Source organism: Methylobacterium mesophilicum (assembly GCF_022179445.1).
In the GTDB taxonomy this organism is placed as follows: Bacteria; Pseudomonadota; Alphaproteobacteria; order Rhizobiales; family Beijerinckiaceae; genus Methylobacterium; species Methylobacterium mesophilicum.
On the sequence record NZ_BPQU01000001.1, the window covers coordinates 256,527 to 278,356 of the forward strand.

General features: G+C 71.3%; 36 protein-coding genes and 1 pseudogene. 24 read left to right on the forward strand and 13 right to left on the reverse strand.

Translation table 11 applies throughout. The features are described 5' to 3' along the window. Positions 1–17 precede the first annotated feature (17 nt). Complete coding sequence (locus tag MFF40_RS01245) at positions 18–1,892, reverse strand: hypothetical protein (protein WP_238259447.1); 1,875 nt, start codon at positions 1,890–1,892, stop codon at positions 18–20. Between the two features lie 570 nt (positions 1,893–2,462). Between MFF40_RS01245 and MFF40_RS01250 the strand changes: the two genes are divergently transcribed. From MFF40_RS01250 to MFF40_RS01310, 13 genes are all read left to right on the forward strand, one after another. Beyond that, positions 2,463–2,819, forward strand: a complete 357-nt coding sequence (locus tag MFF40_RS01250) for a hypothetical protein (protein ID WP_238259449.1) — start codon at positions 2,463–2,465, stop codon at positions 2,817–2,819. After that, positions 2,816–3,055, forward strand: a complete 240-nt coding sequence (locus MFF40_RS01255) for a hypothetical protein (protein ID WP_238259451.1) — start codon at positions 2,816–2,818, stop codon at positions 3,053–3,055. Before MFF40_RS01250 ends, MFF40_RS01255 begins: the two co-directional genes overlap by 4 nt. Next, complete coding sequence (locus tag MFF40_RS01260) at positions 3,052–3,504, forward strand: hypothetical protein (RefSeq protein ID WP_238259453.1); 453 nt, start codon at positions 3,052–3,054, stop codon at positions 3,502–3,504. Before MFF40_RS01255 ends, MFF40_RS01260 begins: the two co-directional genes overlap by 4 nt. After that, a complete protein-coding gene (locus MFF40_RS01265) occupies positions 3,501–3,839 on the forward strand; it encodes a hypothetical protein (protein ID WP_238259454.1) in 339 nt (112 codons plus the stop codon). Before MFF40_RS01260 ends, MFF40_RS01265 begins: the two co-directional genes overlap by 4 nt. Further along, positions 3,836–4,069: a DUF7940 domain-containing protein gene (locus MFF40_RS01270; RefSeq protein WP_238259455.1), complete on the forward strand. Its 234-nt coding sequence runs from the start codon at positions 3,836–3,838 to the stop codon at positions 4,067–4,069. The genes MFF40_RS01265 and MFF40_RS01270 overlap by 4 nt, the downstream gene beginning before the upstream one ends. Continuing rightward, positions 4,069–4,608: a lysozyme gene (locus MFF40_RS01275; RefSeq protein ID WP_378997335.1), complete on the forward strand. Its 540-nt coding sequence runs from the start codon at positions 4,069–4,071 to the stop codon at positions 4,606–4,608. The genes MFF40_RS01270 and MFF40_RS01275 overlap by 1 nt, the downstream gene beginning before the upstream one ends. A gap of 3 nt (positions 4,609–4,611) precedes the next feature. Further along, positions 4,612–4,854, forward strand: a complete 243-nt coding sequence (locus MFF40_RS01280) for a hypothetical protein (RefSeq protein ID WP_238259456.1) — start codon at positions 4,612–4,614, stop codon at positions 4,852–4,854. Between the two features lie 2 nt (positions 4,855–4,856). Beyond that, entirely contained in the window at positions 4,857–5,093 is a 237-nt protein-coding gene (locus tag MFF40_RS01285; protein WP_238259457.1) for a hypothetical protein, read from the forward strand. Further along, the gene (locus MFF40_RS01290) at positions 5,093–5,473 is read left to right on the forward strand and encodes a hypothetical protein (RefSeq protein WP_238259458.1); all 381 of its coding nucleotides are present in this window, start codon (positions 5,093–5,095) and stop codon (positions 5,471–5,473) included. Before MFF40_RS01285 ends, MFF40_RS01290 begins: the two co-directional genes overlap by 1 nt. Then, the gene (locus tag MFF40_RS01295) at positions 5,470–5,706 is read left to right on the forward strand and encodes a hypothetical protein (RefSeq protein WP_238259459.1); all 237 of its coding nucleotides are present in this window, start codon (positions 5,470–5,472) and stop codon (positions 5,704–5,706) included. The genes MFF40_RS01290 and MFF40_RS01295 overlap by 4 nt, the downstream gene beginning before the upstream one ends. Beyond that, positions 5,703–5,882, forward strand: a complete 180-nt coding sequence (locus MFF40_RS01300) for a hypothetical protein (RefSeq protein WP_056278242.1) — start codon at positions 5,703–5,705, stop codon at positions 5,880–5,882. Before MFF40_RS01295 ends, MFF40_RS01300 begins: the two co-directional genes overlap by 4 nt. An 82-nt stretch (positions 5,883–5,964) precedes the next feature. Beyond that, entirely contained in the window at positions 5,965–6,135 is a 171-nt protein-coding gene (locus tag MFF40_RS01305) for a hypothetical protein (protein ID WP_238259460.1), read from the forward strand. Then, complete coding sequence (locus tag MFF40_RS01310; protein ID WP_238259461.1) at positions 6,122–6,358, forward strand: hypothetical protein; 237 nt, start codon at positions 6,122–6,124, stop codon at positions 6,356–6,358. The genes MFF40_RS01305 and MFF40_RS01310 overlap by 14 nt, the downstream gene beginning before the upstream one ends. On the opposite strand, the gene MFF40_RS01315 is transcribed toward MFF40_RS01310, so the two are convergent. Next, complete coding sequence (locus tag MFF40_RS01315; protein WP_238259462.1) at positions 6,341–6,799, reverse strand: hypothetical protein; 459 nt, start codon at positions 6,797–6,799, stop codon at positions 6,341–6,343. The two genes, MFF40_RS01310 and MFF40_RS01315, sit on opposite strands and share 18 nt — an antisense overlap. After that, the gene (locus MFF40_RS01320) at positions 6,796–7,308 is read right to left on the reverse strand and encodes a hypothetical protein (protein WP_238259463.1); all 513 of its coding nucleotides are present in this window, start codon (positions 7,306–7,308) and stop codon (positions 6,796–6,798) included. Before MFF40_RS01320 ends, MFF40_RS01315 begins: the two co-directional genes overlap by 4 nt. Positions 7,309–7,498: 190 nt before the next feature. On the opposite strand from MFF40_RS01320, the gene MFF40_RS01325 reads away from it, so the two are divergent. Genes MFF40_RS01325 through MFF40_RS01340 form a run of 4 tightly spaced genes read left to right on the forward strand, consistent with a single transcriptional unit; the run spans position 7,499 to position 9,211 of the window. Next, on the forward strand, positions 7,499–7,957 hold the full coding sequence (locus MFF40_RS01325; RefSeq protein WP_238259464.1) for a hypothetical protein: 459 nt from the start codon (positions 7,499–7,501) through the stop codon (positions 7,955–7,957). Next, positions 7,957–8,163, forward strand: coding sequence for a hypothetical protein (locus MFF40_RS01330; RefSeq protein ID WP_238259465.1), 207 nt, complete (start codon positions 7,957–7,959; stop codon positions 8,161–8,163). Before MFF40_RS01325 ends, MFF40_RS01330 begins: the two co-directional genes overlap by 1 nt. Then, complete coding sequence (locus tag MFF40_RS01335) at positions 8,147–8,515, forward strand: hypothetical protein (RefSeq protein ID WP_238259466.1); 369 nt, start codon at positions 8,147–8,149, stop codon at positions 8,513–8,515. The genes MFF40_RS01330 and MFF40_RS01335 overlap by 17 nt, the downstream gene beginning before the upstream one ends. 45 nt (positions 8,516–8,560) lie before the next feature. Next, positions 8,561–9,211, forward strand: coding sequence for a hypothetical protein (locus tag MFF40_RS01340; RefSeq protein WP_238259467.1), 651 nt, complete (start codon positions 8,561–8,563; stop codon positions 9,209–9,211). Here the strand turns inward: MFF40_RS01340 and MFF40_RS01345 are convergent. The 4 genes and pseudogenes from MFF40_RS01345 to MFF40_RS01360 all read right to left on the reverse strand — a co-directional run bounded on the left by MFF40_RS01345 (position 9,172) and on the right by MFF40_RS01360 (position 11,351). Beyond that, on the reverse strand, positions 9,172–9,402 hold the full coding sequence (locus tag MFF40_RS01345) for a hypothetical protein (protein WP_238259468.1): 231 nt from the start codon (positions 9,400–9,402) through the stop codon (positions 9,172–9,174). The genes MFF40_RS01340 and MFF40_RS01345 overlap by 40 nt on opposite strands. A 490-nt stretch (positions 9,403–9,892) precedes the next feature. Further along, a pseudogene (locus MFF40_RS29155) lies at positions 9,893–10,264 on the reverse strand (relaxase/mobilization nuclease domain-containing protein); the annotation flags it as partial. Beyond that, positions 10,261–10,644 carry a hypothetical protein gene (locus tag MFF40_RS01355; RefSeq protein WP_238259470.1) on the reverse strand — a complete coding sequence of 128 codons (384 nt, stop codon included), beginning with the start codon at positions 10,642–10,644 and terminating at the stop codon, positions 10,261–10,263. The gene MFF40_RS01355 and the pseudogene MFF40_RS29155, both read right to left, overlap by 4 nt. A gap of 146 nt (positions 10,645–10,790) precedes the next feature. Then, on the reverse strand, positions 10,791–11,351 hold the full coding sequence (locus tag MFF40_RS01360) for a hypothetical protein (RefSeq protein ID WP_238259471.1): 561 nt from the start codon (positions 11,349–11,351) through the stop codon (positions 10,791–10,793). 600 nt (positions 11,352–11,951) lie between these two features. Here MFF40_RS01360 and MFF40_RS01365 point away from each other — a divergent pair. From MFF40_RS01365 to MFF40_RS01375, 3 genes are read left to right on the forward strand one after another with little or no spacing between them, the layout of a single operon-like run. Beyond that, positions 11,952–12,353, forward strand: a complete 402-nt coding sequence (locus tag MFF40_RS01365) for a hypothetical protein (protein WP_238259472.1) — start codon at positions 11,952–11,954, stop codon at positions 12,351–12,353. Between the two features lie 13 nt (positions 12,354–12,366). Further along, positions 12,367–12,588, forward strand: coding sequence for a hypothetical protein (locus MFF40_RS01370; RefSeq protein ID WP_238259473.1), 222 nt, complete (start codon positions 12,367–12,369; stop codon positions 12,586–12,588). Continuing rightward, positions 12,585–12,827, forward strand: coding sequence for a hypothetical protein (locus tag MFF40_RS01375; RefSeq protein ID WP_238259474.1), 243 nt, complete (start codon positions 12,585–12,587; stop codon positions 12,825–12,827). Before MFF40_RS01370 ends, MFF40_RS01375 begins: the two co-directional genes overlap by 4 nt. Here MFF40_RS01375 and MFF40_RS01380 read toward each other — a convergent pair. From MFF40_RS01380 to MFF40_RS01390, 3 genes are all read right to left on the reverse strand, one after another. Further along, complete coding sequence (locus tag MFF40_RS01380) at positions 12,799–13,167, reverse strand: hypothetical protein (RefSeq protein WP_238259476.1); 369 nt, start codon at positions 13,165–13,167, stop codon at positions 12,799–12,801. The two genes, MFF40_RS01375 and MFF40_RS01380, sit on opposite strands and share 29 nt — an antisense overlap. Next, complete coding sequence (locus MFF40_RS01385; RefSeq protein ID WP_238259478.1) at positions 13,137–14,099, reverse strand: ArdC family protein; 963 nt, start codon at positions 14,097–14,099, stop codon at positions 13,137–13,139. Before MFF40_RS01385 ends, MFF40_RS01380 begins: the two co-directional genes overlap by 31 nt. A 566-nt stretch (positions 14,100–14,665) precedes the next feature. Next, on the reverse strand, positions 14,666–14,968 hold the full coding sequence (locus tag MFF40_RS01390; protein ID WP_238259480.1) for a hypothetical protein: 303 nt from the start codon (positions 14,966–14,968) through the stop codon (positions 14,666–14,668). Positions 14,969–15,614: 646 nt separating this feature from the next. On the opposite strand from MFF40_RS01390, the gene MFF40_RS01395 reads away from it, so the two are divergent. Continuing rightward, positions 15,615–16,670, forward strand: coding sequence for a hypothetical protein (locus tag MFF40_RS01395; protein ID WP_238259481.1), 1,056 nt, complete (start codon positions 15,615–15,617; stop codon positions 16,668–16,670). A 9-nt stretch (positions 16,671–16,679) separates the two neighbouring features. Here the strand turns inward: MFF40_RS01395 and tgt are convergent, their stop codons facing one another. Beyond that, complete coding sequence (gene tgt, locus MFF40_RS01400) at positions 16,680–17,819, reverse strand: tRNA guanosine(34) transglycosylase Tgt (protein ID WP_378997431.1); 1,140 nt, start codon at positions 17,817–17,819, stop codon at positions 16,680–16,682. Between the two features lie 11 nt (positions 17,820–17,830). Continuing rightward, the gene (gene queA, locus MFF40_RS01405; protein WP_147853680.1) at positions 17,831–18,895 is read right to left on the reverse strand and encodes a tRNA preQ1(34) S-adenosylmethionine ribosyltransferase-isomerase QueA; all 1,065 of its coding nucleotides are present in this window, start codon (positions 18,893–18,895) and stop codon (positions 17,831–17,833) included. 98 nt (positions 18,896–18,993) lie between these two features. On the opposite strand from queA, the gene MFF40_RS01410 reads away from it, so the two are divergent. The 3 genes from MFF40_RS01410 (at position 18,994) to MFF40_RS01420 (ending at position 20,454) form a co-directional block, all read left to right on the forward strand. Continuing rightward, on the forward strand, positions 18,994–19,242 hold the full coding sequence (locus tag MFF40_RS01410) for a hypothetical protein (protein ID WP_147853681.1): 249 nt from the start codon (positions 18,994–18,996) through the stop codon (positions 19,240–19,242). A gap of 5 nt (positions 19,243–19,247) precedes the next feature. Continuing rightward, a complete protein-coding gene (locus MFF40_RS01415) occupies positions 19,248–19,469 on the forward strand; it encodes a hypothetical protein (protein ID WP_147853682.1) in 222 nt (73 codons plus the stop codon). Positions 19,470–19,566: 97 nt separating this feature from the next. Next, positions 19,567–20,454, forward strand: coding sequence for a cation diffusion facilitator family transporter (locus MFF40_RS01420; protein ID WP_147853683.1), 888 nt, complete (start codon positions 19,567–19,569; stop codon positions 20,452–20,454). A 111-nt stretch (positions 20,455–20,565) separates the two neighbouring features. On the opposite strand, the gene MFF40_RS01425 is transcribed toward MFF40_RS01420, so the two are convergent. After that, positions 20,566–21,822, reverse strand: a complete 1,257-nt coding sequence (locus tag MFF40_RS01425) for an SfnB family sulfur acquisition oxidoreductase (protein WP_147853684.1) — start codon at positions 21,820–21,822, stop codon at positions 20,566–20,568. Positions 21,823–21,830: the final 8 nt, after the last annotated feature.

Below are 21,830 nucleotides of genomic sequence, written 5' to 3' on the forward strand. Positions count from 1 at the left end.
GCATGGCGCGATCTAGGCTACGCGAAGACGTACGGGGCGGAGGGGTGGCGGGCCTTCAACTCGTCCAGCGTGCCAGCCTCCAGGTTCCAGAGGCAAATCGCGAGCACCGGCGTGGGCGTCCACTGCGAGCCGTCCCAATGGCGCCAGACCCCGTTCACCTTCTGGGGTTGGCCGTTCTCGAAATCCTCGTCCACCTCGGAAACGGCGACGCCCGCCTCGACCGGAGCCAAGGCGGGCGTCGTGTCCAGTCCCGTGTGGTGCACGTTGCGAACCCCGTCAGCATACGCCTGGTCACCGCGGGCCACAACAGAGCGGGGCTCGGCATCGAGGCCCTTGGGCGAAGTCCCCGCGTCAATAGACACGGTCGAACCGAAAGGTTTTTCCGAGATGGGCTTGGGGGCCTTCCGAGGGCGACCGGCCTTGGGCTTGACCTGTCCCTTCCCGATGGAGGCAACGACCCGGGCCTCCCGCATCGCCTTCTCGACGTAGGACACGCTGCGCTTGCCCTCGAACGCGATGTCCTCGACCCGGGTGCCGGCGGCCTTGCGCTCCAGTGCGAAGCGGCCGAATGCGAGGCGCTGGGCCTGGATCAGGGTGCGGTCCTGCGCGCCGGCATCCCGGCGACGGGTCAGGGACCGCTCGGCCTCCCGGGCTGTCTTCAGGGCACGGGGCGCGATCACGCGCAGGTCGAGCTCCCCGGCCTCCTCGACCGTGACGCCGAAGCAGTCGACCAGCATCTGCGGGTTGGTGCGGTAGCGGGGGTCCACGGACCGCCTCTTGTACGTGGCGCTATGGCCCTGGGCGGCGCGCCGGGCCTTGGCGATGACGCTGCCCATCAGGGTGACGGCCCTGGTGCAGGAAAGGCCGCACAGGGGCGCCAGGCGCCTGACCTCGGTCTTGAGCGCGTCCGGCTCCATGACCCATGCCGCCGCGACGGTGAGGTGGTAGAGCCAGGTGTCCCGCTCGCCCTTCTGGACCGGGTGGCCCTGGAACCGCGCCTCGAACAGGTTGTACAGGTCCTTCACCACGGCCTTGGAATACGTCACGCGGTTCAACCTGACGCTCGGGGCGGGGCGTCCCTCGGCCTTCCTGGCGGCGGCGCTCTCCGCCTTGGCGGCCTTCTTCCGGGCCTGGACCTTGCGGTACTCGCGGACCTGCTCAGGCGTGTACGGCAGGATCTCGGTCCGGAGCATGTCGAAGTCGAAGCGCTCGATCTGGTCGACGTAGGCGGGCCACAAGACCTCGACCGTGCGCTTGTCGTTGGTCGACCCGGCGACGCGGAAATTGGACGTGCAGGCCATCGCCTGGATGTCCCGCCCCATATCGATGAAGCTGTCGTTGAGGCACTTCTGTACCGCCTTCCAGACCGGGTGCATGGCAGGCAGAAGCCGGGTGTGCAGCCATACGGCCAAGAGGCCCTTGCCGCTCGACATGATGTAGGACGGCAGGGGCAGGCCGAGGTCCTGGAGGCGAGCGAGAACCAGCGGCACCATCGTGCGCGGCGTGCCGTGCCGGTAGGCCTTCTTGTTGTAGAAATCGAGGTCGACCCAGAGGGCGCCGAGGCTCGACAGGTTCCAGAACGCCTTGCACGGGCTCTCGCGGTAGTCCCGGCCCGGCTTGCCATCCTTGGTCGGCTTGGGCTCGCGGAAGGCGCTGAGGGTCATGAACTTCGGCCGGTGCCGCCGGACGGTCTCGGCGAGCTCGTGTCCCTTGGCGCCGGCGGAACGGGTGCGGGGCTCCTCGATGCCCTCGATCATGACCCGGGCCGTGTAGGTCAGGACGCAGACGCCGCGGGTGTCCTCGGGATGGATCACCGAGGCGTACGAGGACCACCGGAGATGGTGGATCGGAAGGCGTCCGAGCGTGTCGTCGGACGGGCCTGGAACGCCCACGGGCGGGGCTTCGGGGAGTAGATCAGCGTCGGACACGTTCGCAACGTTCCCTGGCTCGGGAGACCTGCGGGGCACCACGACCCGCCGGTCTCCGAATTCGATGTGGGATTGTTGACCTGGGGGTTGCGAACGACAAGCGGTTTCGACGCGTCAGGATCAGATAGCGGGTCCGCACAGGGGGAGAGCCCCCTCGATCTCCCGTGCCTTAGGGCATGCTATAGTCCCGGCTGGACCGAAAGGGCTCCGTTTCCGGGACCGAAACGTCGATCCCCTGAACGCCGGCCGACCCCGGCGAGAACGGTCCGGCCGGTCCTTCCGAACCCGCCCTGGCGTCAACCCTTTCGATTAAGCCGGGACTATAGCATGCCTTTAGGCACGGTAAGGGCGGGTAGCCCTGACGCCCTGCGGCGCAAAGGTTCCCGTCCGTAGGGACCATCGGGCCAATGACCTTGGGCCTGTCACCTATCCGAATACGTCCCGCTGCGTGACGCTCACCCTGTCACCCAGGGACCGTCACCGTGAAGCACCCCTCAGTCTCCCGCCCCTCAGCCCCCGCCCGGGCCTGACGCCATGCGCGCCAACCCCCAGGGCGTCCGGGCCCGCGTCACCGACCACGCTGTCCGCCGGTACGCCGAGCGGGCCCTTGGGGTGACCGTCGACGGCGACGACGCCGAGGCCATGACAGCCCTGCGCGAGCGCCGGGTCCCGGTCGGCGCCGTCCGTCGGCACCTCTCGACCGTCGGGGGCCTCGGCGTCGCCAACGGGGCGCAGGCGGTCATCGCCAACGGCCTGAAGATCGTCATCGCCGACGGCGCCGTCGTGACCGTCCTGGCGAAGAAGTTTCGTCCTGACCCGGCGCCCTCCGGACCCACCGTGCCCGTCCAGCGCCGCCAGCGGACGTGCCTCGACGCGGAGTACCTGCCGTGAGCGCGACCCCCGCCTTCTCCTTCGATGGATGCGCCGACGCCGATGCGTGCCGGGCCGGCATCCGCCCGCTCCTGGCCCCGGGGATGACCTGGTCCGAGGTCCACTGCGGCCGGTGCCGCCAGACCGGCATCGTCGTGCATGCCGACCTCGTGCCCGCCCCGGCGCCCGAGCCCGAGACCGAGTCTGTGGCCGAGGCCGAGGCGCCCCGGGCGTCCGGCAAGGGGAGCGGTCGATGACGCGGTACGGCTTGCCCTTCCAGGGTCACCACGAGCGGCGCGAGGCCGAATGGGTCGGCGCCCTCGTCCTCTTCGGCGTCGCGGTCGCGCTGCTGCTGCCGGGCGCCACGTTCAGCCGTCCGACGTTCGACGCTTGGTCTGCCATCGCCCCCGAGGGCACCTGGGGGGCCACGCTCCTCGGCGTCGCCCTGATCCGGATGATCGGCCTTTGGGTCAACGGATCGAAGCGCCACTCGCCCTCGCTCAGGTTCGTCACCGCCACCGTCGGCGCCTGCGTCTGGTCCGGGATGGCCTTCCTCCTGGCCCGTGACGGGTACCCCGGCTGGAACACGGGCTGCGGGGCCTACGGCATCCTCGCCATCGTCGACGCCTACTGCGCGCTCCGGGCCATCTGGGACCAAGGCCGCAACGACGCCAGAGCCAAGATCATTTCCAGGGCCGCACAGTGACCGAGTGGCTCGACGCGATCATCAACCTCCCGGCCGACGCGCTGAAGGCCATCGGGACCATCGCGGTCGGCGGCACCCTGGCGGGCGCCACGTACGTCGTCTCCCGCATCAAGGAGGCGCGGCGACCGCCCGAACAGGTCGTCGGCCTGCCCCGCGTCGCCCTCGACCCGACCGACCGGGACATGGGCTTCAGCCTGATCAGGACCGGCACCGACCTAACACGGGCGCTCCACGACCACGGCGAGATCCTGCGGGCCGCCATGGCGCCGATGGGCGCGCCTTCCCCGACTCATCCCGCCACCCGTGGCACCCGCACCCGGAGGCCTCAGCCGTGAGGAAGCCCAAGCTCGTCCCCAACGCCAAGGCCGTCGCGAAGCGCTCCTGGTCCTTCCGGCTCAACGCCGTCGGGGCCGTCCTCGGCGCGGCCGAGCTCGGGATGTCCGTGTTCGCGGCGAGCCCCCCGATCTCGCCGGCGGTCTTCGCGACCGTCTACGCCGCCGTCAACCTCGGCGGCATGGCCGCCCGGCTGGTCGCCCAGACCTGCCTCTCCGGAGAGGACGCCTGATGTTCGCCTGGCTCAACCGCAAGCCGGCCATCGCCGGCGCGTCCGCGATCCCGGACTTCCGCACCGATGTCCGCAAGTCCGGACGCGGCCCGTCCCGCATGAAGCGGAGCGCCACCCTCGGCGCCGCCTGCATCAGCGTGGTCGGCGCCTTCGAGGGCCTGCGCCAGACGGCCTACCCCGACCCGGCCACCCGGGGGAAACCCTGGACGGTCTGCTACGGCGAGACGCTCGGGGTGAAACCGGGCGACAGCTACTCGGTGGCCGAGTGCAAGGCGATGCTGGAGAAGTACGCCCTCGCCGTCGAGGGGTGCGTCACGTCCGCGATCACGGACGGCGCATACGCCGCCTACGTGTCGCTGGCCTACAACATCGGCACCGGCGGGTTCTGCAGGAGCTCGGTCGCCCGCCTCGCGAACGCCGGCCAGCCCCGCGCCGCCTGCGACGCCATCCGCAAGTTCAACCGCGCCGGCGGCGTGGTCTTTCCCGGCCTGACCCGCCGGCGCGAAGCCGAGCGCGCCCTCTGCCTGAAGGGCCTCTGACCCATGTCCACCGGCGCCATCGTCCTGCTCGCGGTCCTCGCCCTCCTGGCATGGACCGCCCTTCTCGACGCCGTGAAGGAGTGCCTCGCCATCCGGGCGAGGGCGTCTGCCTGCCCGTGCCGGGATCTCCGCTCCGTGACCCTCACCCCGGGGGCGGTCTTCGAACTCCCGCCCGGGACCGATCTCTCGGCGGGGTCCGACGCCGACCCGAGGGTTGCTGCCGCCACCCTGAAGAGGGCGCACTGACCATGTCCCAGACTCCCGACACCGTCCGCGAGAGCGAGTACGCCGAGACCTACCGGCTCGTCCTCGATGCCGAGGGGAACATGGGCGAGCCCCTTCCGACGGGGCGCACCTTCCGGCTCCGGACCATCGAGGTCCCGGGTCGCCCGCCCGTGATCCTGTCCGCCGAGATACAGAACGCGCCCGGCCTGGCATGGGTGCTCCAGTCCGGCCCCGGCTGGTCCGTGGCGGACGTCGGCTGATGCTCGACCTGCTCCTCGCCCTGGTGTGGACGGTCCCCGGCATCGCGGCCGTCCTCGCCGCATTGGCCGCCGCGCTGGCTGTCGCCTACGCGCCCCGCCTGGCGCTGCCCCTGATCCTCGTCGCCGCCATCCTCTACGGCGTCGCCTACGTGACACGGCTCCACGACGAGGCGGCCGCCGCCCGCCGGGACCTGGCCGCCGCGGCGGACAAGGCCGAGACCCAGCGCCTCGTCATCGCCTCCCTGCAGCGGACGTCCGCCGCCGCGGCCAGGCGCGCCAAGGCCAACGCCTCCGCCCATGCCCGGATCGGGTCCGCCCCGGCCTCGGACGACGGTCCCGTGGCCCCGGTCCTCGGGCAGACGCTGGAGCGGTTCCGATGACCCGCATCGTCCTCGCCGTCCTGATCGCCGCCGTGGTCGCCGGCTGCAACGCCGGGAAGCCGGACGTGTCCGCGATCCCGGACTCGTTGCTCACATGCTCGGGCGCGCCCCGTTGGAAGGGCGGCACCCAGCGCGACGTCGCCGGGTTCGTCGAGGATCTCGGCGACGCCCACGCCGACTGCGCCGGCAAGCTCGGCGAAGTCAGGGGCATCGTCCGCGGGGGGAAGCGATGACCGTCCCCGCCGCCCTGGTCGCCCTGTACTGCGTCGCGGCCGCGCCGGCGCCGCTCGTCGGGTCCGACGTCTACCGGGCCCTGAGGGGCGAGCCCGTTCCCGGGGCCGCCCCGCCCCAGGCCGTCGCCGCAGCCGTCCGTGGCGCCGCGGCCCGCCATCCCCGGAGGCACCCGTGAGCGTGACCGTGGCATTCGTCGTGGGCATGCTGATCGGGCTGTGCCTAGCCGACCCGCCCCGCCGGCCGCCGTGGAGAGCGGCATGACCCCGGCCGCCCGCGCCGTCGTCGAGGCCGCCCGCGAGCTCGTCCGGAGCCGGCGCTGGTACCTGGAGCTCCCTCCGGATCGGCCGCTGCCCGCCCGCCTGGAGGACACCCTCCACCGGGCCATCGTCGCTCTCGATGCCGAGGAGGCCGCCCGTGCCCGAGGCTGATCCCTGCCGCCGGGCCCTGACGCCCACCGAGGAGGCCGCCCTGTTCGCCGGCGACGCGCTGCGGGCCGCCAACAGGGTGATGTCCGGGAAGGCGGCGGGCGAGGCCGACGCCGCCTATCTCGCGGTCTACGTAATCCTCGCCGCGGCCGCCCTCGGGCAGGGACGCGCCGCATTCGAGGCCGCCATGGCCGCCCGGGGCGGGGCCTCAGTCCCCGGTCGATAGCTGCCCCACGCCCGAGGCGCACCTTGAGTCCGTGAATTGGGACGCGAGTTCCAGGTTCGCGTCCCCCGGGTCCTGTCCGATCAGGAACGAGAGCCGAACGCCGTCCGGGAATGCGGCCGCCCCGCCGATGGCCGGCATCCGCCCCCGGCCGGCGGTCCCCGTCGCCACGACACGCGACGTCTCCCTCCCGGTTGCGCGCACGTGCTCCCCGCAGGCCACGGTCACCGTCCAGCCGGCCCGGCCGTCGGGGACGGCGTCGACGTACGCGTAGCGCGTCCGCCCCGGTCCCGCGGGAGTCTGCACGGCGTAGTGCCAGCGGTCCCGTGCCGACGGCCACTGATCGTCCGCGATGTACGGGGGCGGCACCGCGTTAGGCCCGGTCTGCGCCGATGCCGGTGCGCCGGCCGCCAGCGCGACGGCGAGGAGGAATGCCTGTCTCATGACGCCAGGACCTCCGCCCGGGCCGCGGCCGCCTCGGCCGTCCGGGCACGCTCCGCGCCGGCCTTCGTCCGATGCTGGATACCTCTCCAGTACCACCTGGAGGAGAGCCACCCCCTGACGGCGATGGGCGTCCGCAGGATCTCGGCCTCCGCCCTCTCGGCATGCTCCGCCCGCGTCAGGGCTCGCTCAGTCCCACGGATGCCGTCCCTCCGGGCCCGGGCGTCGTGGGCCTCGTCGTAAAGGCGCCAGCACCCGGTCTCCTCCATCCCCGAGCGATAGTAGCGCCCCGTTCCGGTGATCAAGGGATGCCCCGGGGAGGCCTCCCGGAGCGCCGCGGTGAGCGCCTCGACCTGGGCGATCCGCCCCTTCAACGCGGCATTCCCGATGCAGATCTCGCGGTTGGCCGCCTGGATCACGCCGGTCGCTTGCGCCTCGATCAGGCGAACGTCCCGGGCGTAGCCCATGGCCGCCCCCATGCCTTCGTAGTCTAGCCCCCGTCCTTCCAGCATGGCCGCCTCCTCGCGCGCGCGTACTAACACATGCGCATCCTACCTCGGCCTGGCTGAACGCGAACCGGCCACGGCGGCGGACCCACCACAAATCCCCGGGGCATGGTCACTAAATCACGTACCATCTATTGCAAACCCTGGAGTCTTTGAGCACACTGTAACAGTGTCCACCGAGCCCAGGCCCGCCACCATGTCCTACCGCGTCCCCAGCGTCACCATCAACGGCGACACCCGCAACTGCTTCAACAAGCCCTTGATCGCCGCCTACAGCGTCCTGCTGGCGACCGGCGACGCGGTCGTCGAGACCCACGAGGACCTGTCCGCCGCCCACCCCGGCCTTGCCGACTACGAGGCCCGCCACCGGGCCGCGCGGCTCGCGCACGAGGAGGCCCGCATGCACGACCACGCCGCCCAGGTCCTCCTGGCCGAGACGATCCGGATCGAGTGGCTGGAGACCGGGGAGAAGACGCTCGAAGAGTGCCTCCAGGCCTGCGAGGGGTTCCACGTCGACGAGGCCATCCTGCGCCGCGTCGTGGAGAGGCAGGACGCGGTGAAGGCGTTCATGGCGCGCCTCAATGCCCCATTCACCGTCCCCGCCCCCGTACCGGCCAAGGACGGTTACACCGGCGTTCTCGAAGGCACCCGCTGATGCCGTTCGTCTCGCGCCGCCCCCGCCCCGCCCCGTCTTCCCGGCAGCCCCATGAGGACGCCCCCTGGGCGGTCCTCGCCGAGACCTGTTCCACCGATCACGAGGCGCTCCTCAACCGGGAGCGCGCCATCGTCCAGCTGCGCCGTGCCCGCCTGCAGGCCGGCCTCGCGAACGCCAAGGGGAGCCCCGATGACCGCCGCCACTAGGGACCAGGATTTCCGCCGCGAGCTCGTGCAGCGCCTCGGCACGCTCATCCACGGCGGCCGGTGGATCGCCCCGTTGGCGGCGGACCTGTCGCGCGTCACGGGACGCGCCATCGGCGGACCGCAGGTGAGCCACTGGATCGCCGGTACGAGGCCGTATCCCGAGTGGATCGAGAGCGCCCTGCTGCAGATCACGCAGGATCGCATCGTCGCGATCCTCGACGAAGGGAAGCGCCTGCGGACCGAGGCGCTGTTCCTCCAGGCCCGGCTCACCTCGCGCCTCGTCGCCTCGCCCGAGCCCGATCCGGTCCCGGTCCCGGAGCCGGACGACGCCCCCTCGCCGAGCATGATGTGAATGAAGCCGCCCAGACCCATCCCGCCGGTGCCCCGGGACATTCCCGTGGAGCCGTACGTCGCGCCCGTTCAGACCAGCCTGCTGGATCACCTCGCCGCGCCGCCCACGCCGGTCGCCTCGGCGACCGAGGTCCCGGCCGCTCGGCCCGCCCCGACGTTGACGGCCCCGACGGTCGTGGAGGTCGATGTCCGGCCTACCGGACTGCAGGCGCTCCGCGCCTCGATCCCGGACACCGACGAGATGCCCGAGTCCGAGATCCCGGCGGGGCCGGCTCCCGCGCCGCGCCTCCCGGCGCCCCGCATGCCGTTCATCGCCGAGATCGTGCTCCTGGCACGCGTCGCATTCGGTTGGGAGGGCTGGGCCGCACGCGCCGCCGATGTGATGGGAGTGACGGATCGGACGATCCGCCGGTGGCGCGTCCTAGGGAACCCGAAGACGCGGCCCAGGCCGACGGCGGCGCACTTGGAGGCGATGCGCGACGCGGCCGAGGAGCGCCACGCCGAGATGGCGGACGCGCTCCGCCTCGCCGGGCGCCTGCCCAAGGCGGAGGCCTTAGCCGATCCGGCCGACGCCCCACATGTCGGCCCTGGCGAGGCCGTTCCCGAGGCGGGCGCGCTCCCTGTCGAGCTCGGTGAGCCGGGCCGCGTCGAGCCCCCTCAGGCGGCGCGCGAGGGCCCGCCCATCGACGAGGGATAGCCCGCGGAGACGGCGGAGCGCAGGTCTCGGATCTCCGCGCCCTGCATCTCGACCGCGGTCGTCAGGGACTGCAGGGCCTCGATCAGGTCCGACAGCCCCGGCCCGGCCTCCTCCTCCGCCGGCGCCAGCGCCGTCAGGATCGCCTGCAGCAGTCGCTCCTGCGCCGACAACCTGTCCATGATCGAGTCCATTGTCGTCTCCTGCCTGAGTGAGGGTTGCGTTTTCGAGGCGCGCCCGGACGGCGGCCGCCGGGATGCGCTGGCCGTCGGCGGCCTTGCTGGCCGCTCCGATCAGCCGGGTGAGCAAATGCGCCGCCCCGCTCTCGTCGTAGACGACGGGGCCGCTTCTCCCGGCGTGGAGACGGAGCCCCCTCTCGCGCAGCGCCTCCCGGAGGCCCTCGCCGTCGGTCGAGGCGTGCCATGCGCCGAGGGCGGCCGCCCGTACGGAGGCGAGAGACACGCCCGTCCGTTCCTGGACCAGGCGCTCAGTCGGGGAGAGGGCCGCAACTGGTCGCTCGGCATCCAGCGTGCCGGAGGCCTCCAGCCAGTCTGCCACGTCCTCGCGGCCCTCCTCGCGCAAGGCCTTTGCGATGCTCCTGCCGTGTTTGGAGGGAACCGGCGCGAGGCCGAATTCGTATTCGACGATTCGGCTGACTTTCTCGCGCCTGGCATAGTCCCAGGCGACGTCGACGACGCCCCCGTCCCGGCGGACGAGGCTGTAGACCCGATGCTCGTGGCCGCGTCCGTGCTTGACATGCTCGGCCCCGCAATAGGGCTGCCCGGCCAACTTGAACTCGCGTTCGAAGAGGGCCCACCAACGCCGGCGCGCTCCGGCGTTGTCCGAGATCTCGGTCTCCGGGTCGACGTGCACATGATAGCAGGGCGCGTCCGTCCGGCCGCCTAGGGACATGGCGACGAGTTCCCTCACTTGGTGGACGAGATCGGGCGAGCCGAGGCCGCGCGGGGCGATGACCGCCACGCTGTCGTTCTCATCCTTGAGGAGGTGGCGGGCCAGTGCATCGCCGCCCTTGCCCCTCATGGCGCCGGAGATCATGTGCGCCTCTCGAAACCGAGGATCACGGGCACCAGGACCTGACGGGCGCGCTCCACCGCGTCGACGGCCTCCCGCGTCCGGCCAGCCTGCGCCGCCAGGGACGCCTCGCCGAGATCCCGGACACAAGCGGCAAGGGCGGCCTGATCCTCGGGGGCGACCCGCACGCGCCGGCCCGAAGCGGCATCCTCGGGGGATGCGACGCCCAGCGCCTCCAGGGCGACTTGCCGGAGCCAGGCGCTGTCGCTCGCCCCCGCTGCGGTGGCCGCCTCGGCGACCCGGGCGCGCAGGTCGGGCGTCAGGCGGATGCCGAGGACGGTCCCGAGGGCCGTCCTAACAGTCGGCGTAGGCCGCTTCGCCAGAGGCTTCTTAGAGGGGTCCACGGGGCGTAGCCCCTGGTCAGCCACCGCCGGGACGGGGGTGCTGGGTGCACGCTGTTGTGCACCCATGGCTGGCTTAAATTCTGTTTCCGTTTGAGTGCGCAACGCGTCGTGCGCAACGTCGTTCGAGACCATGGCACAACACTCCTTCACTTGGGACCGGCGGGGACGGACGCGACCTCGGCCGCCGGGGTATCGGCCGACGGGAGGCGAACCACGTTGCTCCCCGCCTTGCCGGCCGATCCACCTGCACCCTCGGCCCGGCGCTTGAGGGCGGCCGCGGCGGCGGCGGCCCGCTGCGCGATGATGACCTCGACGGCATCGGGGATGCGGAATGCCTCCGGCTGGGGGAGGCCGGCCGCCTGGGCGTCGGCGCGCTGGCGATCCCGAGCCCGCGCCGCCGCTTCCCAGAGCTCGACATCGTCCTCCAGCGCCCTCTTCAGGTGGAGTCTGTAGAGGGCGTCGCCCTCCTTCTCGGTGTCCGGGCTGATGCTGAGGAGCGTCTGCCCGGCGGAGAGGCAGAGCTCGACGTAAGCGATGAGATCCCGCCCGAGCGACATCTCGGCCTCCCGGCGCGTCACGCGTCCCAGGCCGTCCTGTGAGGGGGCGCACCCGGCCTGCGCCTGGAGGTACCGGACCGCCAAACCGGCCGGGATCATGCGGACGGTTTCCGTCGTCCTGAGGCCGAGGGCGTATGCGGCCTCTTGCATCTCCCGCATCGACGGCTTGTTGCGCAACGTCACAGCCGGCTTGGGCTGCGCAACAGTGTGCGCAACGGCCTGCGCAACGCGGGATGGCGTGCGGTGGATGGCATGCCGGCGCCCGCCAGGACCGGGGCCTGTCGACGGCGCGCTGGCCGTGGCCGGCCCCGGCAGGATCGCGTGGCGGCGACCGCCGGGACCGGGGCCGACACGGCCGGGATGGGCGGGCGCCGGCGTCGCGGGCGCGAAGCCCAGGAACGCCAAGATGGAGAAGATTAGGGTCTGGAACACGGGGTCGGGCCTCCTTGGCGAGCTCGTTTCGTTGTGCCGCCATTGGGATTGAAGCACTCGGCCCTCCGCCTCGCCTGGACGCGACCCCCGAAATCGACACCCCGAGATGAGTCAGATTGACACAGCCAAGCTTGGGTCTCCCGGAGCGTGCGCACACGGCGTGCGCAGAGATGCTGACATCCTCGCGGGGCGAGGCCAACGCCCTGGTGCGGATCGGGAAATCCTCGATTTTCCATGCACGCAACGGCCCGGGGCCCTGGTGGCTCGCGTAGCCGGGGCGGACGATCTCCTGAACGTGGGAGAGGGATCGACTCGGTCATGGATAAGCGCGAAGCCGCCATCGTCATCGAAGCCGTCTCCCATCACCTTGGCTGGTGCGGTTGCGGCATTCCAGCGGCCGCTGCCGATTGGCTTCGCCGAGCGCTGGAGGCGCACCCGGCTTGGGAGAAGCAAGCCCTGCAGGGTGCGGTCTGGGGAGAGGACCAGGGTCGCGCCTACGTCCTCCGGTACATGCTCGACCACGCCGCCCTTACCGAGCACGGCGGGTCCGTCGGAGGGGCCTGGCTAACCGAACGCGGCAAGCGGGTTCTGGCCGCGCTGCAAGTCCCCGGCGCCATCGAGGAGTGGAGCGATAGCCACGATCTCTACGACGAGGCCGAGCCCATCATCGACCGCTGGCGCGGCTGGGGCCTCGGCGGCCCGGACTGCACACGGTTCTGAGGGAGCTCGCTCGATGACGGGAAGGAAGACCCTCGAAGCCATCCGGGCCGCGAACAAGCTGAGGATGCTGGCCCGCCTCGAAGCGATCCGCACCGGCGCGAAGGTGGACCAGACACCCCTGCTGCGGGTGCCCACGAAAAGCGTCCGGCACGCTTCGGGGCCGAAGCGGTGCCGGGTCGCGACGCCCTCAGGGGGCCACTGCTTTCACCTGCGCGACCGGCTGAACCCACCATGAGACGTCGCGGCGAGGATGCCTCGGCGCAGGCCGCGGCCTTGGGCAAGGCCGCGTCGCAGATCCGGGCTGCCCGTCGGAACCTGGCAGCCGCCCTCGATCTGGCGGAGGATGCCCGGGGCCGGGCGGCCATCATGTCGATGATGTCGGACATCGAGGGCGTCGCCCGGAGGGCCGACGCGATGAGGCTGCGCCTGAACGCAAAGTCCCCGATCAGGGACTTTTCGGCGCCGGGTTCCTGATCGCCCCGCCGTCCTCGTCGTAGACGCACGGGACGTCGCCCCGCCATGACGAACAGTGGCGCTCCAGGTTGTTGAGCATGGCTACGCACCAGTCGCGCGTCGTGCAGTTCGTCCGCGTCCCTGCGGCGACGTCCCGGCATCGCTGCTCCACCACCATCGAGGCGCGCCGCCCGATGGCCTTCCTGCAGGTGGGCTGGGCCTTCAGCGGCGAGTGCGCCCGGGAATAGGCCTGGGCCTTCCCGTAGGCCGCCAGATATTCGGCGGTCGTGTGCCGGACGGGGTACTCGGGCGCGGCCGCGGCCGGGCTGGCTAGCAGGATGAGGATGAGGGCGATGCGCATGGCGGGCTCCTGTCTGATCGGTAGCAGGTCCTCGCGGGGCGCGAATCGGGCGCCCCGCGAATTTCGGGGGACGGCCCTAAGGCCGCCTCCGCCATCTGCGCCTGGAGGCTGGTGAGGTAACCGGCTGCCCGGGAGGCCGCGCTCGCCGCGGTGAAGATGGCCTTGGGGTCGCTCCGGAGAAGCTTGAGCCACGATGCCAGGTAGCTCGCGTGCGTCGGGTGCGGCTCTGCCTCCAGTCCGAGCTCGGCCATCAGGAAGGCTGATCCCAGTTCGGCGATGAGCTCCTCGGCGGCGTAGGCCTGCGTCTTGAACCGTCCCGTCAGGTCCCGGTCGAGGCGTCCCTTGGCCCCGCTCCAGTGGACGAGCTCGTGGGCGGCGGTGCTCGCGTACCCCTGGGCGGTGGCGAACCGGTCCCGCTTCGGGAGGATGATCCTGTCCTCGCTCGGCTGGTAGAAGGCGGCGTCCCCGCCATGGGTGATCCGGGCGCCGGTGCGCTGGACGAACCCGTCGAACACCTCCGGGATGGTCCACTCGCTCGCCGGCAGGGGCTCTCCGGCCTCGGGCGCGCCCTCCACCTGCGCGGCGTTGAACCCGTAGCTGGCCCGGGCCACGAACCGGCGCTTGCCGTCCTCGTCCTCGGCGTCGAGCTCCTTGAAGAAGACGATGATGGTGCTTCGCTCGCCCTTGCGGACCTGGGCCCCGAGCTCGCCCCACTGCTTGTAGGTGGCCCAGCGGTCGTCGGAGTACCCGGCGGCCTGCGCGCCGACCCAGAGGCTGAGGGTGTTGATGCCGCGGTAGGCCTTCCCGGTCAGGGCGTTGCGGGGGAGGCCTCCGCCGGTCCGGTGCCAGGGGCAGGTCCACTGTCCGGCCTCGCCGGCTTCCATGGTCGCGATGATCTTGTCGGTGACGATCTGGTGGATGTCCTGGGCCATGGTGCTCTCCCGCTGGCCGCCCGATGCGGCCTCGATGGGAGGGCCTGGAGACGGCCGAGGGCGACCCGCACGCGCAGCGCCGGAACGGAGTGGAGGACCCCGACAGGGGTTGAGGGGAATAGCCCCGGTTGTCGTATGACCCAATTCGAGAGGCCGAACGGAGCGCGCCCGGCGGGGGGCCTGGCTCAGTCCGTCACCTCGGGTCGAACGACGGGCATGGCCTGGTTGACGGCAGAGGGATGAGGAGCTCGCGCCGAAAGTGCCAGCACAGGTCGAGGCTCACAGTCTCCCCGCCCGGGGTCGGGCCCTTCACCACCGCGTGATGCCGGCATCCCTCGCATCGGTCGAGCGGGTCCATCCGACGGCGCCCGGAGATCTCGGGCGGCGTGGCATGCGGCCGGGTGGCGTTGAGGCTGAAAGGCGCGAAGCGGGCTGATCGGGGCATGTCGCTCTCCTTGAGGAGATCGTTCGCGCGAGGGTGCCGAAGTTCGACATGGCGCCATGCAGCACGGCCTGGATAAGCGCGGGGTGTGCCGTCCGGACGGGGCCGTCACCGTCTGCAGCATTCAGGCATACAGGTCCATGTCGGCGATGAACTCCATGTCCTCGGCCCGTTCCGCGCGGGTTACTCGCCGGGCCTTGGTCCGGGGGGCTACCGGCGGCAGGAGTTCGTCCGCCAGGAACGCGAACCCGCTCCCCTCGCGGCAGGCCCGGACCGAGCCTGTCGTGATCACCAACTCCCGGGCTTCGCGGTACATGATCACGCGCCGGGGCGAGGCAGAAACGATGAGGTCGCTGCCCCAATAGTCCGCCCGCACGACGTCGAACGTGATGACGAGGCCGCACGCCGCGTACTCGTCGAACCTCACGACGTCCCAGGCCACGAACCCGCGGTGGATGAGATAGGTCCTCGCCCGGGCTGTCAGCGGCGCGTCTCTCCACATGAGCGAAGACGACAGGCGCGAAGCGTCCGTGAACCGGCGCGTCCGGACGTGGATGGGCGTTCGGTGGGTGCAACCGTCGAGGCCGACCGGCGGATGCATGGGATGGATCGTGCGTGAGCGCCAGGGCATCCCCCGTATCTAGAAGGATCGGGTTACCGGCCGGTCAATCCCGCGTGGCCTGGAACGGGACACGGGGGCCGGAACATAAGGGGTCCCGACCAAACATCGACCAAACATTGGTCATCAATCGCGGCGTTTCGGGGCGAACTGCGGTGAACGAGAAAGGGGATGGCCCCCTACGGAAATGGGCTCTACAGAGGGAGCGCCTGCGGTCCGCGCCCCCGTTCGGGACGTGGGGGTCGCAGGTTCAAATCCTGCCACTCCGACCAAGCTCCTTCTTGGGGCTGACGGTCTTCCCGCTTTCTTCTGATAGGATCCGGCGGCTTCGGTCAGGCACCTGCAGGCCGGGTGCTGCCATCCGCCATCGCGGCTCGGTTTCTGCGATCCCGCACGCGGTACGGACCGCTAATCTGCGCGACGGCTCGGTCCGAAGCGGGTATGCGCCCTGCCTATGGCCTCGGAAACATCAGCCGGTCCCATCCCCGTTGCCGCCGCGTCGTCCGCGTGGGCATCCTGGTCGCGAGTATTCCTGATCGGCGCTGCGCTCGTCGGGCTCTGCGTGGTTGGCGGCATCGCGGCCCTGGACCCCTACGGCCTGCGGGCGGCCCCCGGCCATCCGCCGGGTCCGATCATGGATACGAACCAGCGGCTGTCCTATCCACAGATCGCCCGCGGGGGCGCCTTCGACGCCGCGGTGTTCGGCACCTCGACAGCGCGGCTGCTGGACCCGGGCGCTCTCGACGCGGCCTTCGCGGCGCGCTTCGCCAACCTTGCGGTCAACGCCGCGACGCCGGATGAGCAGATGCGGCTAGCCGCGCTGTTCGTGGCCAACCGGCCGGTAAAGGCGATCCTGTTCGGGCTCGACGCGACCTGGTGCGCGGCCGATCCGCCGGCCCGCAGCGCCAACGCCTTTCCGGACTGGCTCTACGAGGCCGGCACACCCTGGGGCGTGCTGCGGCAGGTCAGCCTCCGCTCACTTACGATCGCTGCGCAGACCGGATTGGCGCGCCTCGGCCTCGTGCAGCCGCGGCTGAAGGCCGACGGCTATGCGGTCTTCACGCCGCCCGAGGCGCTCTACGATCCCGAGCGCGCCCGCACCCATATCCGCGCCGGCGCGCGCGATCCTGCGACGCCGGCAGATCCGCCGGATGCGCCGATGCCGGCCCTGGCGCGGCTCGATGCGCTGCTCGGGCAGTTGCCCGACGCCGCGACGAAGGTCGTCGCCTTCATGCCGGTCCACGCGGTCGCGCAGGGGGCGCCCGGTACGCCGGCCGGTCGCCGGGAGGCGGCCTGCAAGGCGCGCGTCGCGGAGATCGGTGCCCGGCACGGCGCCGTGGTGGTGGATTTCCGGCGTCCCTCGTCGATCACCACGCGGGACGACAATTACTGGGATGCGCTGCACTACCGCCTGCCGGTGGCGGCGCGGATCGTAGCGGGCCTGAAGGCCGCCGTCCGCTTCGGGGCCGACGACCCGGACGGCACCTACCGCATTCTGGCGCATCCGTGAGGCGGATCCTCATCCGGCGGCGGCGCGTTCGGCCCGTGCCCAGCCCTCACGGGTGGCGGCGCAGTAATCGGTGAACCGCCCCTCGCGGATCGCAGCCCGAGCGCCCGCCATCAGGTCCTGGTAGTAGGCGAGGTTGTTCCAAGTGAGCAGCATCATCCCCAGGATCTCGTTCGACCGGACGAGATGGTGGAGATAGGCACGGGAATAGTCGCGCGCCGCCGGGCAGGTCGAGGTCTCGTCCAGCGGTGCCGTATCCTCGGCGTGGCGGGCGTTGCGCAGGTTGACCCGGCCGTTGCGGGTATAGGCCAGGCCGTGCCGGCCGGCGCGGGTCGGCATCACGCAATCGAACATGTCGATGCCCCGGGCCACCGCCCCGAGGATGTCGTCCGGCGTGCCCACGCCCATCAGGTAGCGTGGCTTCCCTTCCGGCAGGTGCGGCTCCACGGTCTCGATCATGGCGAACATCACCGCCTGCGGCTCGCCCACCGCGAGGCCGCCGACCGCGTAGCCCTTCAGGTCGAGGTCGGTGAGGGCGCGGGCGCTCTCGACGCGGAGCGCCGGGACGTCGCCGCCCTGCACGATGCCGAACATCGCCTTGCCGGGCTGCTCGCCGAACGCCACCCGGCAGCGCTCGGCCCAGCGCAGCGAGAGGTGCATGGCCTTCTCGATCGCCGCGTGCTCCGCCGGCAGGCGCACGCACTCGTCGAGCTGCATCTGGATGTCGGAGCCGAGCAGGCCCTGGATCTCGATGGAGCGTTCCGGGCTCATGTGGTGCGCGGTGCCGTCGATATGCGAGCGGAAGGTCACCCCCTGCTCGTCGATCTTCCGCAGGGCCGAGAGCGACATCACCTGGAAGCCGCCGGAATCGGTCAGGATCGGCCGGTCCCAGTTCATGAATTTGTGCAGGCCGCCGAGCCGCGCCATCCGCTCCGGGCCGGGACGGAGCATCAGGTGATAGGTGTTACCCAGGACCACGTCGGCACCCAGTTCCCGCACCTGCCCCGGATACATCGCCTTCACGGTCGCGGCGGTGCCCACCGGCATGAAGGCCGGGGTGCGAATGTTTCCGCGCGGCGTCGCGATTTCGCCGGTCCGGGCGGTGCCGTCCTGCCCGTGCAGGGTGAAGCCGAAGGGCGCCGGCTCGGTCATGGCAGGAACGGTCATGAGATGTCCGCGCGCGGGCCCGGGAACAGCAGGCTGGCGTCGCCGTAGGAGTAGAAGCGGTAGCCGCTCCGGATCGCGTGCGCGTAGGCCGCCCGCATCGTGTCGAGGCCGGAAAACGCCGAGACCAGCATGAACAGGGTCGAGCGCGGCAGGTGGAAGTTCGTCACCAGGGCGTCGACCGCTCGGAAGCGGTAGCCCGGCGTGATGAAGATGTCGGTCGGCCCCGAGAAGGCCGAGAGCGTGCCGTCGGGGCTCGCGGCGCTCTCGAGGAGGCGCAGCGCCGTCGTGCCCACCGCGACGATCCGGCAGCCCGCGGCCCGGACGGCGTTGAGGGCGCCGGCCGTGTCGGCGTCGAGGATGCCGATCTCGGCATGCATCCGGTGGCCGTCGGTGTCGTCCGCCTTGACCGGCAGGAACGTCCCGGCGCCGACATGCAGGGTGACGTGGTGCCGCCGCAGGCCGGCCGCATCGAGGTCCGCCAGCAGCGCGTCGGAGAAGTGCAGCCCGGCCGTGGGCGCCGCCACGGCACCGGGATGGCGCGCGTAGACGGTCTGGTAGTCGGTGGCGTCGCGGGCGTCGGTGGGACGCTTGCCGGCGATGTATGGCGGCAGGGGTAGCGCCCCTTCCTGGGCGATCGCCGCGTCGAGTTCGGCGCCGCCGCGGTCGAAATCCAGCACGATCTCGCCGCCCTCTGCCTTCCCGGCGACGATGGCCTGGAGCGCGCCGAACTGGATCGCGTCCCCGGGGGTCAATCGCTTGGCCGGGCGGGCGAAGGCGCGCCAGCGCGCGGGCGCCTCCCGAAGATGCAGCATCACCTCCGTGCGCTGGCCGGGCGCCCCCGGGCGCGTGCGCACGCCGTTGAGCCGCGCCGGGATGACCCGCGTGTCGTTGAAGACCAGGGCATCGCCGGAGCGCAGCGCCGCCGGCAGGTCGCGCACCGTGCGGTCCGCCAAATCCTCGCCGGGGTGCACGACCAAGAGCCGCCCGCCGTCGCGCGGCTCGGCCGGGCGCAGGGCGATGCTGCTCTCCGGCAGGTCGAAATCGAACAGGTCCACGCGCATCGCCGGCTGCCTGCACCGAACCGGGCGCCGTTTCAACCTCGGAACCGGTTCGCCGCGCCGCCGGTTCACGCCTCACCGTAGACGGAGACGCTCGAACGATGCCCTGGTACGCCGTGCGCCCCCGTGATGCCGCCGACCCGCGTTGGCCGCTGCCCGGCACCGAACAGATCGTGCTCAAGGCCGACGATCCCGATCAGGCGCGGTCGAAGTTCGAGGAGGCCTATCCGAGCGAGCCCTTCGGAAGCCCGACCGTCCCGGTGCCGAATTCCGGGACTGGGAGCTTCCACGGCGACGCCGACGCGCTGATCGTGGCCGAGACCGGCGAGCCGCCAGCGCCGCGGGACTGAACGTCATGGTCCGGATCAGCCGTCCCGCCCGCGTAACCCTCGACGGCCAACTCGTCGGGTACTGGGACCGCGAAGCCGCGCGTCTCGACACCATGGCCGCCTCCGCACGCTTCGCGTGGCAGCGGCGGCGTCTGCTGCGCAAGGCGACGGAGGCACGGGCCAAGGCCGAGCGGAGCCGCCAGCGCGAGGCGGCCCGCAGCCCAGCTCCCGAACCGCCCGAGGCATAGCCGCAGCTAAGACTCTTTCGGCAGCGTCGAAGCTTTGCCGTGGCCTGAGGCAAGCTGCATCCCGTATGGGCACGTCGACTCGTGATCGGCGCATCCCATGGACCGGACCCAGAAAGCAGCCCTTCTCAGCGCAGGCATCGGCCTCGTGGTAACTGGGCTGAAGTTCTACGCAGCCTGGCTTACCGGCAGCCTGGCGCTGTACTCCGACGCGCTCGAGAGCATCATCAATGTGGTGGCAGCGATCGGCGCCTTCGTAGCCCTGCGGGTCGCCGCGCGTCCGGCCGACGCCGAGCATCCCTACGGCCACCACAAGGCGGAGTTCTTCTCCGCGGTGATCGAGGGCGCGCTCATCGTGGTGGCCGCCGTCCTGATCCTGCGGGAGGCGTATTTCGGCCTGCTCGCCCCGAAACCCCTGGACGCGCCGGCCGTGGGCCTCGCGATCAATCTCGGGGCGGGCGCCATCAATGCCGCCTGGGCCTGGGCGCTGATGCGCTGGGGCCGCGCCTGGCGCTCGCCGGCGCTGATCGCGGATGCACGCCACGTCTTCGCCGATGTGGTGACCTCCTGCGGCGTACTCGCGGGCGTCGCTGCGGTCTGGGTGACCGGCTACCCGGCCCTCGACCCGGCGGTGGCCGGACTCGTGGCACTCAACATCCTGTGGTCCGGCTTCCGGATGGTGCGCGAATCGGTCGACGGCCTGATGGATCGGGCCGCCTCGCCCGACATGGTCTGCGAGATCCGCTCGCTGATCTCGCTGCATGGGGAGGGCGCCCTCGAAGCCCACGACGTCCGCACCCGGTCGGCCGGACAGGCGACCTTCATCGACTTCCACCTCGTGGTTCCGGGCAGCATGACGGTCGAAGCCTCGCACGCCATCTGCGACCGGCTGGAGAGCGCCTTGGAAACTACGATTCCGGGGGCGGTCGTGACCATCCACGTTGAGCCGGGTGAGGAAGCCAAGGCCCGGGGCCTTCCGGTTCTCTAGGAGCACCCCAGCCCAACGCCAGGGCATCGAGCGCGGCCAGAAACGTCGCCCGCGGTATCACCCGGGGACGACGCTTCATCCGGTCCGGCAGCCCGGCCGCCGGAACCTGCGTCAGCTCCAGGCGTGGAAGGGCGGCGCGACACCGTTCAAGGCGTGATTGCCGATGATCGCGACCTTCCAGCGCACCGGATCGTGCAGGGTATGGGTCCGGGCATTGCGCCAGTGGCGGTCGAGATTCTCCGCTGCCAGCGTCGAGCGGGTGCCGGAGAGCTCGAAGAGCTTGTTGGAGGCGGCCAGCGCGACCTCGGTGGTGAGCACCTTCGCCTCCGCCACGGCGAGCTGGGCGGCGGCGACGCGCTCCGCGTCCGGCTGTGCGACCGCGGCGTCGAGGGCCAGTCCGGCCCGGTCGAGCAGGGCTTCGGCCGCGTGCTGGCGGATCGTGAGGTCGCCGACCGCCTGGATCGTGTAGGGGTCGTCGGCGGCCCGCTCCTGCCCGCTGTCGATCCAGGGGCGCGCCTTCTCGCGCACGAACGCGATCGTGTCGTCCAGGGCCTCGCGGCCGATGCCGGCATCGACCGCCGCCTGGATGATCTGGAAAATGGCGCCGTCCGCCCGGGGCGCCTCGTAGCCCTTCCAGGCCGGGACCAGGTGGGTCTTCTCAACCCGGACGTTCTCGATGAGCACCGTGCCGCTCGCCGTGCCGCGCTGGCCGAAGCTGGACCAGTCGTCGATCACCGTCAGTCCCGGCGCGTTCCGCTCGGCGATGGCGTACCAGGCCCGCCCCTCGGCATCGAGGGCGACGATCGGCACCAGGTGCGCGAGCAATGCCCCGGTCGCGTAGAACTTCTGGCCGCGCACGATCACGTGGTCGCCGTGATCGGTGAACCGCGTCTCGAAATCCGCGGCCCGCTTGGTCCCACGTTCGGAGAACGCGTTGCCGAACCGGGTGCCGCGCAGGACTTCCCCGAACAGCAGCCGCTTCTGCGCCTCGTCCGAGACTGTGCGGATCGACGCCACGATACCGAGGTGGTTCTGCGAGATCTGGCCGATCGCCGGATCGGCCGCCGAAATGATCGCGACGACCTGCGCCAGGGTCTTGTAGGACACCTCCGGGCCGCCGTAGGCCCTCGGGACGTTGATCGACCACAACCCGCTTTGGGAGAAGGCATCGAGCTCCGCCAGGGGCCGCGTGTGGTTCCGGTCGCGTTCGGAGGCGCCGCGTCGGAACTCCGCGGCGAGGTTCCGGGCGACCGCCAGCGCCTCCGCGTCGTCACGGATCACATGGGCGGGGGAGGGCGGCTTGGCCGGCCCCGGGACGCCCTGGCGCGGCTGGGTTTCGAGCGCGCGCGCATCGACGGCGATGTTCATGATGGCTC

Coding starts and splice junctions, on each gene's coding strand:
- MFF40_RS01275 (WP_378997335.1), top strand. CDS start 4,069: ATGTTCGCCTGGCTCAACCGCAAGCCGGCCATCGCCGGCGCGTCCGCG.
- MFF40_RS01315 (WP_238259462.1), bottom strand. CDS start 6,799: ATGAGACAGGCATTCCTCCTCGCCGTCGCGCTGGCGGCCGGCGCACCG.
- MFF40_RS01325 (WP_238259464.1), top strand. CDS start 7,499: ATGTCCTACCGCGTCCCCAGCGTCACCATCAACGGCGACACCCGCAAC.
- MFF40_RS01250 (WP_238259449.1), top strand. CDS start 2,463: ATGCGCGCCAACCCCCAGGGCGTCCGGGCCCGCGTCACCGACCACGCT.
- MFF40_RS01420 (WP_147853683.1), top strand. CDS start 19,567: ATGGACCGGACCCAGAAAGCAGCCCTTCTCAGCGCAGGCATCGGCCTC.
- MFF40_RS01330 (WP_238259465.1), top strand. CDS start 7,957: ATGCCGTTCGTCTCGCGCCGCCCCCGCCCCGCCCCGTCTTCCCGGCAG.
- MFF40_RS01385 (WP_238259478.1), bottom strand. CDS start 14,099: ATGGCCCAGGACATCCACCAGATCGTCACCGACAAGATCATCGCGACC.
- MFF40_RS01290 (WP_238259458.1), top strand. CDS start 5,093: ATGCTCGACCTGCTCCTCGCCCTGGTGTGGACGGTCCCCGGCATCGCG.
- MFF40_RS01320 (WP_238259463.1), bottom strand. CDS start 7,308: ATGCTGGAAGGACGGGGGCTAGACTACGAAGGCATGGGGGCGGCCATG.
- MFF40_RS01280 (WP_238259456.1), top strand. CDS start 4,612: ATGTCCACCGGCGCCATCGTCCTGCTCGCGGTCCTCGCCCTCCTGGCA.
- MFF40_RS01260 (WP_238259453.1), top strand. CDS start 3,052: ATGACGCGGTACGGCTTGCCCTTCCAGGGTCACCACGAGCGGCGCGAG.
- MFF40_RS01295 (WP_238259459.1), top strand. CDS start 5,470: ATGACCCGCATCGTCCTCGCCGTCCTGATCGCCGCCGTGGTCGCCGGC.
- MFF40_RS01415 (WP_147853682.1), top strand. CDS start 19,248: ATGGTCCGGATCAGCCGTCCCGCCCGCGTAACCCTCGACGGCCAACTC.
- MFF40_RS01425 (WP_147853684.1), bottom strand. CDS start 21,822: ATGAACATCGCCGTCGATGCGCGCGCGCTCGAAACCCAGCCGCGCCAG.
- MFF40_RS01300 (WP_056278242.1), top strand. CDS start 5,703: ATGACCGTCCCCGCCGCCCTGGTCGCCCTGTACTGCGTCGCGGCCGCG.
- queA (WP_147853680.1), bottom strand. CDS start 18,895: ATGCGCGTGGACCTGTTCGATTTCGACCTGCCGGAGAGCAGCATCGCC.
- MFF40_RS01380 (WP_238259476.1), bottom strand. CDS start 13,167: ATGCGCATCGCCCTCATCCTCATCCTGCTAGCCAGCCCGGCCGCGGCC.
- MFF40_RS01345 (WP_238259468.1), bottom strand. CDS start 9,402: ATGGACTCGATCATGGACAGGTTGTCGGCGCAGGAGCGACTGCTGCAG.
- MFF40_RS01305 (WP_238259460.1), top strand. CDS start 5,965: ATGACCCCGGCCGCCCGCGCCGTCGTCGAGGCCGCCCGCGAGCTCGTC.
- MFF40_RS01365 (WP_238259472.1), top strand. CDS start 11,952: ATGGATAAGCGCGAAGCCGCCATCGTCATCGAAGCCGTCTCCCATCAC.
- MFF40_RS01285 (WP_238259457.1), top strand. CDS start 4,857: ATGTCCCAGACTCCCGACACCGTCCGCGAGAGCGAGTACGCCGAGACC.
- MFF40_RS01335 (WP_238259466.1), top strand. CDS start 8,147: ATGACCGCCGCCACTAGGGACCAGGATTTCCGCCGCGAGCTCGTGCAG.
- MFF40_RS01370 (WP_238259473.1), top strand. CDS start 12,367: ATGACGGGAAGGAAGACCCTCGAAGCCATCCGGGCCGCGAACAAGCTG.
- MFF40_RS01375 (WP_238259474.1), top strand. CDS start 12,585: ATGAGACGTCGCGGCGAGGATGCCTCGGCGCAGGCCGCGGCCTTGGGC.
- MFF40_RS01410 (WP_147853681.1), top strand. CDS start 18,994: ATGCCCTGGTACGCCGTGCGCCCCCGTGATGCCGCCGACCCGCGTTGG.
- tgt (WP_378997431.1), bottom strand. CDS start 17,819: ATGACCGAGCCGGCGCCCTTCGGCTTCACCCTGCACGGGCAGGACGGC.
- MFF40_RS01395 (WP_238259481.1), top strand. CDS start 15,615: ATGGCCTCGGAAACATCAGCCGGTCCCATCCCCGTTGCCGCCGCGTCG.
- MFF40_RS01360 (WP_238259471.1), bottom strand. CDS start 11,351: ATGCAAGAGGCCGCATACGCCCTCGGCCTCAGGACGACGGAAACCGTC.